This window comes from Streptomyces sp. NPDC001530, from assembly GCF_042894545.1.
Taxonomy (GTDB): Bacteria; Actinomycetota; Actinomycetes; order Streptomycetales; family Streptomycetaceae; genus Streptomyces.
In genome coordinates, this window is the sequence record NZ_JBIAVS010000006.1 from 177,691 (window position 1) to 193,232 (window position 15,542).

At 69.0% G+C, this 15,542-nt stretch carries 13 protein-coding genes; 8 read left to right on the forward strand and 5 right to left on the reverse strand.

From position 1 onward, the window contains the following. Window positions 1-31 precede the first annotated feature (31 nt). A complete protein-coding gene (locus tag ACFY0T_RS13675) occupies window positions 32-982 on the reverse strand; it encodes an RluA family pseudouridine synthase (RefSeq protein WP_388868677.1) in 951 nt (316 codons plus the stop codon). A gap of 4 nt (window positions 983-986) precedes the next feature. Continuing rightward, complete coding sequence (locus ACFY0T_RS13680) at window positions 987-2,540, reverse strand: amino acid permease (protein WP_388868680.1); 1,554 nt, start codon at window positions 2,538-2,540, stop codon at window positions 987-989. 265 nt (window positions 2,541-2,805) lie between these two features. On the opposite strand from ACFY0T_RS13680, the gene ACFY0T_RS13685 reads away from it, so the two are divergent. The 3 genes from ACFY0T_RS13685 to ACFY0T_RS13695 all read left to right on the forward strand — a co-directional run bounded on the left by ACFY0T_RS13685 (window position 2,806) and on the right by ACFY0T_RS13695 (window position 5,474). Further along, window positions 2,806-3,462, forward strand: a complete 657-nt coding sequence (locus tag ACFY0T_RS13685; RefSeq protein ID WP_388868682.1) for a PadR family transcriptional regulator — start codon at window positions 2,806-2,808, stop codon at window positions 3,460-3,462. Between the two features lie 210 nt (window positions 3,463-3,672). Then, a complete protein-coding gene (locus ACFY0T_RS13690; protein ID WP_388868685.1) occupies window positions 3,673-4,701 on the forward strand; it encodes an ATP-binding cassette domain-containing protein in 1,029 nt (342 codons plus the stop codon). Then, window positions 4,698-5,474, forward strand: coding sequence for an ABC transporter permease (locus tag ACFY0T_RS13695; RefSeq protein WP_388868688.1), 777 nt, complete (start codon window positions 4,698-4,700; stop codon window positions 5,472-5,474). The genes ACFY0T_RS13690 and ACFY0T_RS13695 overlap by 4 nt, the downstream gene beginning before the upstream one ends. A gap of 66 nt (window positions 5,475-5,540) precedes the next feature. Here the strand turns inward: ACFY0T_RS13695 and ACFY0T_RS13700 are convergent, their stop codons facing one another. Both ACFY0T_RS13700 and ACFY0T_RS13705 read right to left on the reverse strand, forming a co-directional pair. Next, a complete protein-coding gene (locus ACFY0T_RS13700; RefSeq protein WP_388868691.1) occupies window positions 5,541-6,377 on the reverse strand; it encodes a siderophore-interacting protein in 837 nt (278 codons plus the stop codon). Between the two features lie 101 nt (window positions 6,378-6,478). Then, window positions 6,479-7,408, reverse strand: coding sequence for a 5'-3' exonuclease H3TH domain-containing protein (locus ACFY0T_RS13705; protein WP_388869383.1), 930 nt, complete (start codon window positions 7,406-7,408; stop codon window positions 6,479-6,481). A gap of 188 nt (window positions 7,409-7,596) precedes the next feature. Here ACFY0T_RS13705 and ACFY0T_RS13710 point away from each other — a divergent pair, with 188 nt between their 5' ends. The 5 genes from ACFY0T_RS13710 (at window position 7,597) to ACFY0T_RS13730 (ending at window position 13,949) form a co-directional block, all read left to right on the forward strand. Next, window positions 7,597-8,676: a glycine betaine/L-proline ABC transporter ATP-binding protein gene (locus ACFY0T_RS13710; protein WP_388868693.1), complete on the forward strand. Its 1,080-nt coding sequence runs from the start codon at window positions 7,597-7,599 to the stop codon at window positions 8,674-8,676. After that, on the forward strand, window positions 8,669-11,278 hold the full coding sequence (locus ACFY0T_RS13715) for an ABC transporter permease/substrate binding protein (RefSeq protein ID WP_388868696.1): 2,610 nt from the start codon (window positions 8,669-8,671) through the stop codon (window positions 11,276-11,278). The genes ACFY0T_RS13710 and ACFY0T_RS13715 overlap by 8 nt, the downstream gene beginning before the upstream one ends. Window positions 11,279-11,455: 177 nt before the next feature. Further along, window positions 11,456-12,424: a hypothetical protein gene (locus ACFY0T_RS13720; RefSeq protein ID WP_388868700.1), complete on the forward strand. Its 969-nt coding sequence runs from the start codon at window positions 11,456-11,458 to the stop codon at window positions 12,422-12,424. Between the two features lie 151 nt (window positions 12,425-12,575). Continuing rightward, complete coding sequence (locus ACFY0T_RS13725) at window positions 12,576-13,157, forward strand: helix-turn-helix domain-containing protein (protein ID WP_388868703.1); 582 nt, start codon at window positions 12,576-12,578, stop codon at window positions 13,155-13,157. A gap of 51 nt (window positions 13,158-13,208) precedes the next feature. Next, a complete protein-coding gene (locus tag ACFY0T_RS13730) occupies window positions 13,209-13,949 on the forward strand; it encodes a helical backbone metal receptor (protein WP_388868706.1) in 741 nt (246 codons plus the stop codon). A 511-nt stretch (window positions 13,950-14,460) separates the two neighbouring features. Here the strand turns inward: ACFY0T_RS13730 and ACFY0T_RS13735 are convergent. After that, window positions 14,461-15,542, reverse strand: a 1,082-nt coding sequence (locus ACFY0T_RS13735; RefSeq protein ID WP_388868709.1) for a WD40 repeat domain-containing protein, incomplete at its 5' end; no start/stop codon positions are given.

The window sequence follows — 15,542 nt, forward strand, 5'->3', positions numbered from 1 at the left end:
GTTGCGGGACGCCTGCGCCGTTTCGGGGCGCCTACGTGTCGCAGGACGCCCACGCGTCGTACGAGGCCCATGCCTCCAGCACCCGCTCGCTGACGAAGCGGTGTGTGTGCCCCGTGACCGGATCGGTGAACTCCAGTACCCGCGCCAGCAGTTGGAGCGGACGCCGGAAGTCACCGGCCGGCACGGGGCCGGTGACCACCGGGTAGAGCGGATCGCCGAGTATGGGCACGCCCAACGCGTTCATGTGCACCCGGAGTTGATGGGTCTGCCCGGTGCTGGGCGTCAGCCGGTAGCGCCCCACTCCGTCGCGGTGGTCGCGCAACTCGACCCGGCTGACCGCGTTCGGCTCGCCCGCCACCTCCCGGGCGGCCATCACCCCGCGTTCCTTCACGATCCGGCTGCGGAGCGTACGCGGCAGGGTGAGACCGGAGTCGTACGGGGCCACGGCCTCGTACTCCTTGCGGACCAGCTTGTCGCGGAACAGTGACTGGTAAGCGCCGCGCTCCTCGGGCCGCACGGTGAACAGCACGAGCCCGGCGGTGAGCCGGTCGAGGCGGTGCGCCGCGCCGAGTGCCGGGAGGCCCAGCTCCCGCCGCAGCCGGGCGAGGGCGGTCTCGGCGACATGGCTGCCGCGCGGGGTGGTGGCGAGGAAGTGCGGCTTGTCGGCGACGACGATGTGCTCGTCGCGGTAGACGACGTCGAGCGCGAACGGCACCCGCTCCTCGTCCGGCAGCTCCCGGTGGAACCAGACGAACATGCCCGGCACATACACCGCGTCCGGGGTCAGGGGCTGCCCGTCCTCCTGGACGATCAGGCTCTCGTCGATCATCCGGTCGATCACCCCGGCCCCCGCCGCGAGCCGTTCCACCAGGTGCTCCCGCACGGTGGCCCAGCCCCCGCCCTGCGGCAGCTTGATCCGCACGGGGTCGACCCCGTGGCGCTGCGGCAGGGGGGAGGGCGGGATCCGGGGCTTGCGTCTCACCCGATCAAGCGTACGCAGGAGCCTTGGCCACCGTGGCCCGCGCCCGGTACGCGCGGTACGCCGCACCCGCGACCAGCGTCACGCCCAGGAAGAGCAGGGTGAACCACTGGAAGTACCAGTGCCCGCCCGCCGGGTCGTACACCGCGGCCCGCGGCCAGGCGAGGTTGACGGTCATGAAGAGGCCGTAGAGGAGGGCGATCGCGTTGAGCGGGATGCCCCAGCGGCCGAGGGAGAAGAGGGGGCGGCCCTCTTCGTCGACGCCCTCCTCGTCGACGCCCTCCGAGCCGGAGAACTCCCCGCGCAGGCGGCGCACCAGCAGCGGCCCGGTCACCATCGCGTACGCCAGGTACAGCATCACGATGCAGGTGGTGCCGATCGCCAGGAACGCTTCCGGGGAGGCGAAGTTGAGGAGCAGCAGGGCGGCGGCGAGGACGCCGACGACCAGGGCGGGGGCGCTCGGCATGCCGGTGCGCGGGTTGACCTTCGCGAGGCGGCGGGAGAAGGGCAACTGCCCGTCGCGGGCCATCGAGAAGAGCATGCGGCAGGCGGCCGTCTGGATCGCCAGGGTCGCCACCGCGATGGCCACCACGACGTCGGCGAGCAGCGCACGGCCCACCCCGTCACCGAGGCTGCTGGTCAGGACGTAGCTCAGGCCGTCGACGCCCAGATGCCCGTCCGTGAGGCTGGGCGCCGCCAGCAGCCCGCCGAGGACGATCAGCCCGCCGAGCAGGCCCGCAGCGCCGAGCGCGGTGAGGATCGTACGGGGCGCGGTGCGGCGCGGATCGCGGGTCTCCTCGCTCATCTCGCCCGCGCTGTCGAAGCCGATCATCACGTACGCCGCCATGAACGAACCCACCATCAGCGCCCCGAACAGACCGCTGCTGCCCGCGCCCGTGTGGAACGTGATGCCGGGGGAGCGCTCGGAGTGCGTCAGCAGGAGCACGATGATCAGGACCGCGCCGATGATCTCGGCGGTCACGCCGATCCGGTTGATCACGGACATCACGCGGTTGTCGACGACGTTGACCAGCGTGGTCAGGACCAGCAGGATCACGCCGAGCACGGCCGCGTTGGCCGCGCCGTCGGCACTCGTCGGCGCCGGATCGCTGCCCACCAGCTGGAAGCCGGACCAGATCGCCGGCAGCACCATCTGCAGCGCGAGCGCCGCCGCCGCGACCACCACGATCTGCCCGATCACCATGATCCACCCGGCGAACCAGCCGAAGGAGAGATTCGACAGGCGCGACGACCACTGGTAGATCGCGCCCGAGATCGGATAGCGCGCGGCCAGCTCCGCGAAGCACGCGGCGACCGTCAACTGGCCCACCAGCACGGCCGGCCAGGTCCAGAAGAAGACCGGACCGCCGAACGCGTACCCGAAGGCGAAGAACTGGAAGACGGTCGTGAGCACCGAGATGAAGGAGAACCCGGCGGCGAACGAGGCGTACCGGCCGAGGCTGCGGTGCAGCTCTTGGCGGTAGCCGAACTCGGCCAGGGAGCGGTCGTCGGGGGACTCGGGCGGGTCGGGGCGTACGTCGGAGGGGGCGGTGGTGGTCACGGCGGCACCTGCCTTCGGCACGGAAGGGTGGGCGGGAGAGGGGAGGGATGGTGCGCGACGGTGCGCGACGGTGCGGGATTCCTGTCGGGTGACAGAAATTAGGGAGAGCCTGTTTCGCTCGCGTGACGCGGCCGTGTCCGCGCAGCGCCGAAGTCCTCACGCCCTTGCGGAAGGCTGCGGAACGCGATACATCGTGTGTATTGACGCCCGCTTCGGATACGCGATATGTTCGGCTACGAATATCCGGAGGCGAGGTGAGACCGTCATGGCGATGAAGCGGCGCAAGCTGAGCAACCCGCTGGCGCTCGCCGTGCTGACGACGCTCTGGCAGAAGCCGATGCATCCGTACGAGATCGCCCAGACGCTGCGCCGCCAGGGCAAGGACACCAGCACGAAGATCAACTACGGCTCGCTGTACACGGTCGTGCAGAACCTGGAGAAGCACGGCTTCGTCGAGGTCACGGACGTGGAGCGGCAGGGCAACCGTCCGGAGCGCACGATCTACGGGATCACCGAGGCCGGGCGCGAGGAGACGACCGAGTGGCTGTCCGACCTGATGGCCGTGCCGGCGCGGGAGTACCCGATCTTCGAGACCGCGCTCTCGCTGATGGGTGTGCTCCATCCCGACGAGGTGACGCGGCTGCTCGAAGACCGGCTCAACTCCCTTGAAGTGCAGGCCGCGAGCGCCCGGGGAGGCCTGGAGAAGCTGTACGAGACGCTGCCCCGGATCTTCCTCGTGGAGACCGAGTACCAACTGCACATGGTCGAGGCGCAGGCGGAGTGGGTCCGAGGCTTCCTCAGGGAGCTGAGGGAAGGCACGCTGCCCGGCGTGAAGGAGTGGCGCACGTTCCACGAGACGGGGGAGATCCCGCAGGAGTTGCAGGAGTTGCAGGACTTGGAGGGCCGCCGCTTCGACGAGTGACCCCCACAGGAAACAGACCCCGGCAGGACTGTTGCAGCAGCCCCGCCAGGGTCTCGAACCCCGAACCGGACCCGCCGTGAGGCAGACCGGGCGATCGAGGTGCGGCACACCCAGGATAGCCCGGCGCTCTTCGCGCGGATCGGCTCGGCAATCACCCGAGATCACTCGGCTTCATGCGGAGAACACCGCTCACTCAGGAGAGCAGTCGTCATGAGCAGTACCCGCAGTAGCACCCGTGCGCCCGCGATGGCGGCACGTCAGCTGATCAAGACCTACCCCGGTGACGTCACCGCGCTCAGCGGCATGGACGTCACCGTCGAGACAGGCACCGTCTTCGGACTGCTCGGTCCGAACGGCGCCGGCAAGTCCACCACCGTCAAGATCCTCACCACCCTGGCCCGCCCCGACTCGGGCACCGCCACCGTCGCGGGCCACGACGTGCTGCGCCACCCGGACCGAGTACGCCGCGCGATCGGCGTGGTCGCCCAGAGCTCGGGCGCCGACCCGGTGGCGACCGGCCGGGAAAACCTCCAACTCCAGGGCAGGCTCTACGGGTTGAGGGGAGCCGAGCTGGGACGCCGAGTGGACGAGCTCCTCGAGCGCTTCAAACTCGCCGACGCCGCGGGGCGCCAGGTCAAGGGCTACTCCGGGGGCATGCGGCGACGCCTGGACGTGGCGCTCGGCCTGGTCCACCGCCCCGAGGTGCTCTTCCTCGACGAGCCCACCACCGGTCTCGACCCCGAGGCGCGCACCGCGATGTGGGACGAGATCGCCCGCCTCGCCGGCGACGAGGGCCTGACCATCCTGCTCACGACGCACTACCTCGAAGAGGCCGACCGGCTCGCCGAGCGCATCGCGATCGTCGACCGCGGCCGTGTCGTGGTGGAGGGCACTCCGGATGCCCTCAAGGGCGAACTCCGCGGCGACGCCGTCCACGTGGAGCTGCGGGAAGCGCTCGGTGAAGCCGGTCGTACGCTGCTGAACGGCGCCCTCACCCGGCTGCCCGGTGTGCACGAGGCACTCTTCGACGGCCGCCGCATCAGCGTCCGAGCCGACGACGGGGCCGCCGCGGTGCCCGCCCTGCTCGGGGCGCTGGAGCGCGCCGGGGTCGGTGTCGTCGCGGCGACCGTGGCCCGCCCCTCACTCGACGACGTCTATCTCCGCTACGCGGGCCGCCGTTACTCCGAGGCGGAAGCCGAGAGCGCCGAGAACCTCGTCCTCACCGGAGGTGCCCGATGAGTACCGCCGTCTCCCAGACCTGGTACATGACCCAGCGTCAACTCATGGTGTTCGTACGGCAGCCCGCGTACCTGCTGATCACCTTGATCCAGCCGGTGGTCTGGCTGTTCCTGTTCGGCAACCTCTTCAAGAAGGTGGTCGAGCTCGGCGGCTTCGGCACCACCTCGTACCTCGACTACCTCGTGCCCGGCGTCGTCGTGATGAGCGCGCTCAGCTCCAACATGTGGGCGGGCATGACCACGCTCGACGAGATCCAGCGGGGCACGCTCAACCGGTTCCTGACCACGCCGGTCAGCCGGGCCGCGCTGATGAACGGCAATGTGGTCAACAACGGCCTGGTCACCGCGTTGCAGTCGGTCATCATCGTGCTGCTCGGACTCCTCGGCGGCGCCGACTACCCGGGCGGTATCGGTGGTGTGGCGATCCTGATCATCGCCTCGGTGCTGCTCGGCACGATCTTCGGGGCGCTGTCGAACGCGCTGGGCATGCTGGTCCAGGAGCGGGAATCCATCATCGGCATCAACACCTTCCTGCTGCTGCCGCTGACGTTCCTGTCCTCGGCCTTCATGGCCCCGTCCCAGATGCCCGGCTGGATGCGGCACATCGCCGACTTCAACCCGCTCAACTGGGCGATGGTGGCAGGCCGTTCGGCGATGTCCGCGGACCCCGACTGGGGTGATGTGCTCAGCCGGTCGGGCGCGCTGCTCGCGCTCGCGGTGGCGGCGGTGTGGCTGTCGATCCGCACGTTCCGGTCGTACCAGCGGTCGGTGTAAGGCAGTTGAAAAGGAGGCGGCCACCGAGCAGGTGGCCGCCTCCTGATCGTCTGCACGTCCAGGCGCTTACGCGGAGGCCTCCTGCTCCGCCTCCACCTGCGCGTTCCAATCCCGCTTCGTGGCCTGCCAGCCGTCCTCGTTGTGCCCGAGGCGCCAGTAGCCGGAGATCGACAGGTCCTCGCGCGGGATCGCGCGCTCGACCCGCAGCAGGTGACGCAGCTGCTTCACGAAGCCCGCCTCGCCGTGCACGAACGCGTGCACCCGGCCCTGCGGGAACTCAAGAGCGCGTACGGCCTCCACCAGGGCCTCACCCTGGGGCCGGTCCCCGCGGTGCAGCCAGACGACCTCCACGTCGGAGTCGATCTTCTGCTCCTCCTCGGGGCCGGAGACCTCGATGAAGGCATGCGCCACGGCACCGTCCGGCAGCGCCTCCAGGGCGGCCGCGATCGCGGGCAGCGCGCTCTCGTCACCGGCCAGCAGATGCCAGTCGGCGCTCGCGTCGGGGGCGTACGCACCACCGGGGCCCATGAACCGGACGACCTCGCCCGGCTGCACACGGGCGGCCCACGGCCCGGCCAGACCCTCGTCGCCGTGAATCACGAAGTCCAGGGTCAGCTCACGCACCTCGGGGTCCCAGGTGCGCACGGTGTACGTCCGTGTCACGGGCCACTGCTCGCGCGGGAACTCCTCGCGGATGCGCTGCATGTCGAAGGGCTCGGGGTAGGTGACACCCTCGGCACCGAACAGCAACTTCACATAGTGGTCGGTGCTGGTGCCCGCGGTGAACTCGGCCAGACCGTCGCCGCCCAACACGACCCGCTGCATGTGCGGGGTCAGTCGCTCCGTCCGCACCACCTGCGCGGAGTGGGGCTTCCGGGGCTTGCGTGCCGGGCGCTCTGCCATGACGGCCTCCTAGTTCACATGCTTAGGCTTACCTAAGTTAGCACCCTTCCCTCTGCGCGACCTATGCAGGAACCGATACGGGTTGTGCCTGAAGAGTTCAGCTATGTCTGCAGAGTCGAGAGCAACCTCTGCAGCGAACCGCCCAATCCCCAGCGTACGGCGAGGCCCTCCAGCGCCGCCGGATCCCGCGGAGCGTGCGGCAGCGCCGTGTCCACGTCCGGCAGGGGGACGTCACCGGCGACCTTGACGACCGTGGGCGCGACCGCGACGTACGGCCGAGCCTCGTCGAGGCGCTTGCGCTGGGAGGGAGTCAGCTTGGCCTTCGGGTCGTCGACCGCGGCCATGATCCCGGCCAGGTCGCCGAACTCGGCGAGCAGCTTGGCGGCCGTCTTCTCGCCGATGCCGGGCACGCCGGGCAGACCGTCGCTCGGGTCGCCGCGCAGCAGCGCCAGATCCGCGTAACCCGGGCCGTCCACGCCGTACTTCTCGCGCAGCCATGCCTCGTCGGTGTGCTGGAGCGTGCCGACGCCCTTGAGGGGATACAGGACGCGCACCCCCCGCTTGTCGTCGACGAGTTGATAGAGGTCGCGGTCGCCGGTGACGATGTCGACCGGGCCGTCGGCGCGACCGGTGAACGTACCGATCACATCGTCCGCCTCGTACCCCTCGACCCCGACGCGTGCGATGCCGAGCGCGTCCAGGACGTCCTCGATGATCGGCACCTGCGGCGACAGTGTGTCCGGCACCTCTTCCTCGTCCGGACCCACCTCGTGCTCCTCGGCCACCCGGTGCGCCTTGTAGGAGGGGATCAGGTCGACCCGCCACTGCGGGCGCCAGTCCGCGTCCATGCAGGCCACCAGGTCGTCGGGGCGGTGGTCCTTGACCAGGCGGTCGATGAATTCCAGCAGCCCGCGCACGGCGTTCACAGGCGTGCCGTCCGGGGCCCTCACGGAATCGGGGACCCCGAAATAGGCCCGGAAGTACAGGGAGGCGGTGTCGAGCAGCATCAGGCGTCTGGTCACGCTTCGCATCATGCCGTACGCCACTGACAGTGACCGTCCCGTACGCCAATGCCGGTGGCTTTCTCGTGTGCCACGCACGGTGACCTGGACCACTCCTGTGTTTGCTCCGGGTAAGCGGGGGCAGGCGCGGCACCGGGGCGGACCAGGTTGTGATGTCAACCGTTCGCCCCGGTCCCATTCTCCAACGAGAGGCACACGTGTCAGCCAGGCTTGAGGCCGAGCATCTGTACAAGGTGTTCGGGAGACGACCGGAACAGGCGGTGGAACGGCTCCGCCAAGGAGCCGACCGTGAGGAACTACGCGCCGACGGCACCACGGCCGCGGTGATCGACGCATCCTTCACGGTGGAGCCGGGCCAGATCTTCGTCGTCATGGGCCTGTCCGGATCCGGCAAGTCCACGCTGTTGCGCATGCTCAACGGACTCCTGGAGCCGACCGCCGGACACGTGCGCTTCGACGGCCAGGACCTCACCGCGCTCAGCCCCCGTGAGCTGCGCGAGGTCCGCTCGAGGAAGATCAGCATGGTCTTCCAGCACTTCGCGCTCTTCCCGCACCGCAGCGTCCGCGAGAACGCCGCCTACGGCCTGGAGGTCCAGGGCGTACCGAGCGCCGAGCGCAAGAAGCGGGCGACCGAGGCGCTCGAGCTGGTCGGCCTCGCGGGCTGGGAGAAGTCCTGGCCCGACGAACTGTCCGGCGGCATGCAGCAGCGCGTGGGCCTGGCCCGCGCGCTCGCCACCGACGCCGACCTGCTGCTGATGGACGAGTCCTTCAGCGCCCTCGACCCGCTGATCCGCCGAGACATGCAGGACCAGCTGATCGAACTCCAGCACAAACTCAAGAAGACCATCGTCTTCATCACGCACGACCTCAACGAGGCGATGCGCCTCGGCGACCGGATCGCCGTCATGCGCGACGGCCGCATCGTCCAGACCGGCACCGCCGAGGACATCCTGGTCCGCCCGGCCAACGACTACGTCGCCTCCTTCACCCAGGACGTCGACCGCTCCCGCGTCCTGACCGCGGGCGCCGTCATGGACACCGAGGTACGCGGCGACGAGGCGGACTGCGCCTGCGAGACCGCCACGCCCGACACCGCCTTCGGGGACCTGTGCGCGATCAGCGCCCGCCTCTCGCACCCGGTCGCGGTGCTGGACAAGACGCGGAAGCTCGTCGGGGTCGTCCCCCGGCAGCGCCTGGTCGGCTTCCTCGGCGACGAGCAGGGGACACCCGTCGACTGCGCGACGCCGCGCGACAAGGCGGTGAAGGCCGGTGCCTAGGATCCCCTTCGGCGACTGGGTCAACGACGCGGTCGACTGGCTGCTGCACCACATGGCGTGGCTCTTCGACTTCTTCAAGACCGTCTTCCAGGGCACCTACGACGGCATCGACGCCGTCCTGCAGGCGCCCGAGCCGCTCCTCCTCGCGGGCATCTTCGCGGTGATCGCGTTCTGGCTGCGCGGCACCTCCGCCGGTGTCCTCGCCTTCGTGGGATTCGCCTTCATCGACTCCCTCGAACTGTGGGAGGACGCGATGGTGACCCTGTCGCTCGTCCTCGTGGCGACGATCATCGCGCTCGTCGTCTCCGTGCCCGTGGGCATCTGGGCGGCACGCTCCGACCGGGTCAGCGGCATCGTCCGCCCGGTGCTGGACTTCATGCAGACGCTGCCCGCGATGATCTACCTCATCCCGGCCATCCTGTTCTTCGGCACGGGCGCCCCCGCGGGCATCGTGGCCACCCTGATCTTCGCGCTGGCACCCGGCGTCCGCATGACCGAACTGGGCATCCGGCAGGTCGACAAGGAACTCGTCGAGGCCGCCGACGCGTTCGGCACCACACCCCGCAACACCCTGCTGCGCATTCAGCTGCCGCTCGCGCTGCCCACCGTCATGGCGGGCGTCAACCAGGTCATCATGCTGGGCCTGTCCATGGCCGCCATCGCGGGCATGGTCGGCACCGGCGGCCTCGGTGGCGACGTCAACGAGGCCATCGGCCAGCTGAACGTGGGCCTCGGCTCCGAAGCCGGTGTCGCCATCGTCATCCTGGCCATCTACCTGGACCGCATGACCAGCGCCCTGGGCACCCAGGTCTCGCCGCTCGGCCGCCGAGCCGCCGCCAAGCTGCGCGCCGCGCAGGGCCTGAAGATCTGGTCGTACCGTCCGCGCCCCGTCGTGGCCATGATCGGCGTGGTGGTGCTCGCCCTGGCCGCCGGCGGGATGGGCGTCTTCGGCTCCGCCACTGGAGAGTCCACCGGGACCGACGCCGAGAACGTCGGCCAGGGCAAGAAGGTCACCATCGGCTACATCCCGTGGGACGAGGGCGTCGCCTCCACCTTCCTCTGGAAGGAGATCCTGGAGCAGCGCGGCTTCCAGGTCGACACCAAGCAGTTCGACGCGGGCCCGCTGTACACCTCCCTCGCCCAGGGCGACATCGACTTCGAGACGGACTCCTGGCTGCCGACCACGCACGAGCAGTACTGGAAGAAGTACGGCACGCAGCTCGACGACCTGGGCTCCTGGTACGGCCCGACGTCCCTGGAGCTGTCCGTGCCCGCGTACATGAAGGGCATCGACTCCCTGGAGGACCTCAAGGGGCAGGCCGGCAAGTTCGGCGGCAAGATCACCGGCATCGAGTCCAGCGCCGGAATGATGGGCCTGCTCAAGAGCAAGGTCCTCAAGGAGTACGGGCTCGACAAGGACTACAAGGTCGTCGACAGCTCGACGCCCGCCATGCTGGCCGAGCTCAAGCGCGCGTACGCCCAGCAGGAGCCGATCGTCGTCACGCTCTGGTCGCCGCACTGGGCGTACAGCGACTACCAGCTCAAGAAGCTCAAGGACCCGAAGGGCGCCTGGGGCAAGGGCGACGGGGTGCACACCCTCTCCCGCAAGGGCTTCGCCCAGGACAACCCCGTCGTCGGCCAGTGGCTCAAGAACTTCAAGATGACCGAGCAGCAGCTCACCGGTCTTGAGGCGGAGATCAACAAGGCCGGCAAGGGCAAGCAGCAGGACGCCGTGCGTGCCTGGCTGAAGCAGAATCCCGGCGTCGTCGACAAGCTCGCCCCGGTCAGCAAAACGACGGCCAGTGCGGAAGCCAAGCGCCCGCTCGACGTCGCCTGGTTCCCCTGGGACGAGGACGTCGCCGTCACCTACCTGTGGAAGAACGTCCTGGCCCGGCGCGGCTACACCCTCAACCTCAAGCAGATGGACGTCGGCCCCGTCTACACGGGTCTGGCCTCCGGCGACCTCGATCTCAACTTCGACGCGTGGCTGCCGTACGCCCAGCAGAACTACTGGGACCAGCACAAGAACGACCTGAAGGACCTCGGCACCTGGTACCAGCCGACCTCCCTGGAGATCGCCGTCCCCTCGTACGTGAAGGACGTCAAGTCCCTCGCGGACCTCAAGGGCAAGGGCGGCACCTTCGACGGGAAGATCATCGGTATCGAGCCGGGCACCGGCGAGATGAACCTCCTCAAGAAGAAGGTGCTTCCGGGCTACGGCCTCGACAAGGAGTACCAGGTCGTCGACGGCTCCACGCCCGCGATGCTGGCCGAGCTGAAGCGCGCGTACGCCAAGAAGCAGCCGATCGCCGTCGTCCTGTGGTCCCCGCACTGGGCCTACAGCGAGTACAAGCTCACCAAGCTCGCCGACGACAAGAAGCTGTTCGGCGAAGGCAACACGATCCGGACCATTTCGAGTGAGAAGTTCCCGGGCCAGTATCCGCAGCTCACCAAGTGGATCAAGAACTTCAGGATGAGTGAGGCCGAACTCGGCAGCCTGGAGAGCGAGATCAAGCAGCGCGGACAGGGCCATGAGGAGGAGGCCGTCGCCGCGTGGCTGAAGGAGCACCCGGACATGGTGGAGCGGATGACTCCGCAGTAGTCCGTCGGTAGCCCGGCGGCACTCCGCCGGTACTCCCCTCAGAGGTGGTCTTTGTCGTACGGGCCCCGTGTCCCGTGTGGCGAAGGCCACCTCTCGTGGCGTTCCAGGGGCGCGCGCCACGTCCGTACGCTCGGCTCTCCGCTTCCGTGCGTTTTCCGTTCCTTCCTGTGAGACCCCGTGCGCCCTCTGCTCCGGCTCAGCCCCCTCCTCGCGATGGTGCCGCTGCTGATCGCCGTGCTGCCGGGCGCCCGCGCGGAGTCGGCGTCACTCGCCACCGCCCGGTTCGCCGCCCTGGCCGAGGACGTGCGCGCCGCCGACGGCTACGCGTACGGCCTGCGGGACGACTCCGGCCGCACCATGGACGCCGCGCAGATCACCCAGGCGCCGGACGGCACGTATCTCGCCGTGTACCACACGACCCTCGACGACGGCCGTTTCCACGCGGCGGTCGCCACCTCCACGGATCTGCGCGCCTGGACGCGTCGCCACGACTTCGGCGCGGGCACCAGCCAGCCCGCACTCTCGGCCGACGACACCGCCGGCTACGTACTGGCGTACGAGAAGGATCCGGACAACCACATCGCGGTACGCGGCTACGCCGATCTCGACGCCCTGCTGTCCGGGGACGCCGCACACGCGTACGACGCGCCGCGCACCCTCTCGCGCTGTGCCGAGGGCACGCCGGACATCACCTCCGTGCACGGTGGCACGGTCGAACTCACCGGCCACTACCGGGCCGACTGCGACACGGACCGCCAGCTCCGCGCTACGCTCACCGACTTCACGACCTGGCAGGCGGGGCCCGACCGGCGCCTCGATCGTGCCCTGGAGTCCTGGGGGACCGGCGGCAACATAGGCGACCGCTCGCTCCTCGAACTCCGGGGCAGGGAACTGGTGTTGATAGAGGGGCAGCGGTGGCGCAAGGACTTCGGGAGCTGGCGGACGTACGCCTACGATCCCGCGACCGGGCGGGCCGACCGGCTGACCCCGCGCACGCACGGCGGCAGCCGGGCCTTCGCCAACCCCTCGGCGACCCTGCTCACCGATCCGGACGGGCATCCGGCCCTCCTGGTCAGCCTTTTCGTGCCGCGCGAGGGCGCGGCGCCGGGGGAGTCGGGACAGCTCGTCTATTGGCGAGAACTGTGACCCTCGCCCGCCTTCGATGTGACAGCGATGTGACGGGTGCATGAAACGGTTTGCCGAACATGCGTAGGGTGCAAACAACTCATCAGAAGCAGTGGACCGAGGAAACCGAAGAATCATCGGACCCGACGACGCAAGGGAGGGAGCCGGAGCGATGGGCGACCACAAAGAACAGCCCCTTCGGGTGGGCGCTGCCGTCCGGCGGCGGCGCCGGGCACTGGAGCTCACTCTCGCCGTCGTGGCCGAGCGCAGCGGTCTGTCGGTCCCCTTTCTCAGCCAGGTCGAGAACGAGCGGGCCCGGCCCAGCAAGAGCTCCCTGGAGAGAGTCGCCGACGCGCTCGGCACCACCGCGGTCGAGCTGCTCGCCGCGGCCGACCCGGCGTGCAGCGTCGACGTCGTGCGCGCCGACGCCGGCGCCGAATTCACTCCCGAAGCCCAAGTGCGCCCCCTGGTGCGCGGACACCACCAGTTGCACGCCACCGAGTTCACCGGCGACCACGACGAGGGGCGCGAACTCCAGCATCGCAACGACAAGTTGATGTACGTCGCCGACGGCGCCGTCGAGGTCGAGGCGGAGGGCCGCGCCCATCGCCTCGGACGCGGTGACACGCTGTATCTGACGGGCGGAGTACGCCATCGGTGGCGGGCGACCGTGCCGGACACCCGGGTGATCGTCGTCGAGGTCGCCGACCACATCGACGCGGTGGAGGACCGACACGGCTTCGGCAAGCGCTGACGGCTCGACGGCGGCCCGGCACAGACTGATCACGACTTGGGGTGAACGGCCATGAAGCGCGTGGTGTCGCTCGTGCCCTCGCTCACGGAGGCGGTGGCCGTCTCCCTGCCCGGCGCCCTCGTCGGCGCGACCGACTGGTGCAGCCATCCCGCGGATCTCGACGTCGTACGGATCGGGGGCACCAAGAATCCCAAGGTCGACAGGATCGTGAGCCTCGCCCCCGACCTCGTCGTCGCCAACGAGGAGGAGAACCGCGAGCCCGATCTGACCGCCTTGCGGCAGGCGGGCATCGAGGTCCTGGTCACCGAGGTGCGGGATGTGCCCGGTGCCTTCCGCGAGCTGGAGCGGGTCCTGGACGCGTGCGGGGCGGGCAGCCGGCCGCGCTGGCTGGACGAGGCGGAGACGGCGTGGGCGCGGCTGCCCGTTCCCGACCGTCGTACGACCGCGGTCGTGCCGATCTGGCGGCGGCCCTGGATGGTCCTCGGCCGGGACACCTTCGCCGGGGACGTGCTGGCCCGCCTGGGCGTGGACAACGTGTACGCGCACCACGAGGACCGCTACCCCCGCATCCCGCTCCCCGAGCTCAGGGCGGCGGCCCCGGATCTGGTGGTCCTGCCCGACGAGCCGTACCGCTTCACCGCCGACGACGGACCCGAGGCCTTCGAGGGCATGCCCTGCGCGCTGGTCGACGGCCGCCAACTGACCTGGTACGGGCCGTCGTTGGTGGAGGCACCCGTACTGCTCAGCGAGGCGCTGCGACCAAAGCCTGCGGAAGCTCAATGTCGACCATGAGTAGAGGCTGGATGCCAGAACCTCAGTTTGGGAGGCTGCGATCCTTTGTGGGCGGTTCGAGCGCTGACCTGGGCGAACGGCCACGGCGCGGCGTCGTCGGGCTCGGTTGCTTTCACCGCGCGTCGGTTCGATGGGGCCGGCCTCCGCTGTCTACTTGCTGAACCGAGCTACGTGTCGGTCGGACAGCAGATGGCATCGGGGCGACCGGACAGGTCGGCACAAGGTCAGGGGCGAAGCTGGCAGGTTTACAGCGGCCATGCCCGGCCTACGCAACCAGGCCCTTTCCCGTGTCCGCGCTGCGCTGGGGAACATCTGGGGGACCGACTCGCTATCGGCGCCCCTGAGTCCCGGTCTGTTCGGAAGTCGAACGCCCTAATGCAGGTTTAGTCATTGCGGACCCTGGCGTGACAGTTTCGGTCATGGCACCACCAACGCTCAGCTCTGATGTCCACCGTCGGTGATGGGTGGCGCGCCGCCAGCGATGGCTGAAGGACCCTGCGGCGTGATCGCTCTACGGGCGCTTCAGATGTCGCATGTTGACGACCAAGACTTCATTGCGCATGCCGATGACAATGTCATGGCCGCTCGCAGCGACTGCATCGGCTGGCAGGGGAAGGGCAATGGTCTCCACGATTCGGAGGAGTGAAAGGTCCCAGACATAGATGGTGCCGTCACTGCCGGTGATCGCGTAAGGCCGGTTGTCGATGCTGGTACAGGCGACAACCCTGACGGGGCCGTTGTGGGCAGCAAAAGCAGCATGGACAGTGCCGTTGGCCAGGTCCCACACACGAATGGAGCCGTTGTAGCCGCCCATAATCGCATGCGGCCGATCATCGATGCTTGTACAGGCGGCAACCCGGGCCCAGGGGGAGCGGATTGCCAGTGTGTAGCGAGCGGCGCCGCGAACCAGGTCCCACACACGAACGGAGTGGTCGTCGCTGACAGTGATCGCATGGGGGCGATCATCGATGCTCGTGCAAGCGACGACGTGGCTTGTGTTCCAGTGGGTGCGTTCAGTCCAAGCTGCCTGGACGGTGCCATCGGTCAGGTCCCACACACGAACCGAGCCGTGGGCGTCGCCGATGATCGCGTAAGGCCGATCAGTGATGTTCTTACAAGCGATAATGCGGACACCGGGGTGGGCCAGCGTGGCACGGACGGTGCCATCGGTCAGGTCCCACACACGAACCGAGCCGTCGTCCCCGCCGGAAATCGCGTGCGGCCGATCATCAATGGCCGTACAGGCGACAGCCCGAACAGGGTCAGAGTGGCCGCTAAGCGTGGCACGGACGGTGCCATCGGCCAGGTCCCACACACGAACCGAGCCGTCGTCCCCGCCGGAAATCGCGTGCGGCCGATCATCAATGGCCGTACAGGCGACAGCCCGAACAGGGTCAGAGTGGCCGCTAAGCGTGGCACGCACGGTGTCATCGGTCAGGTCCCACACACGAACCGAGCCGTCGTCCCCGCCGGAAATCGCGTGCGGCCGATCACCAATGGCCGTACAGGCGACAGCCCGAACAGGGTCAGAGTGGCCGCTAAGCGTGGCACGCACGGTGTCATCGGTCAGGTCCCACACACGAACCGAGCCGT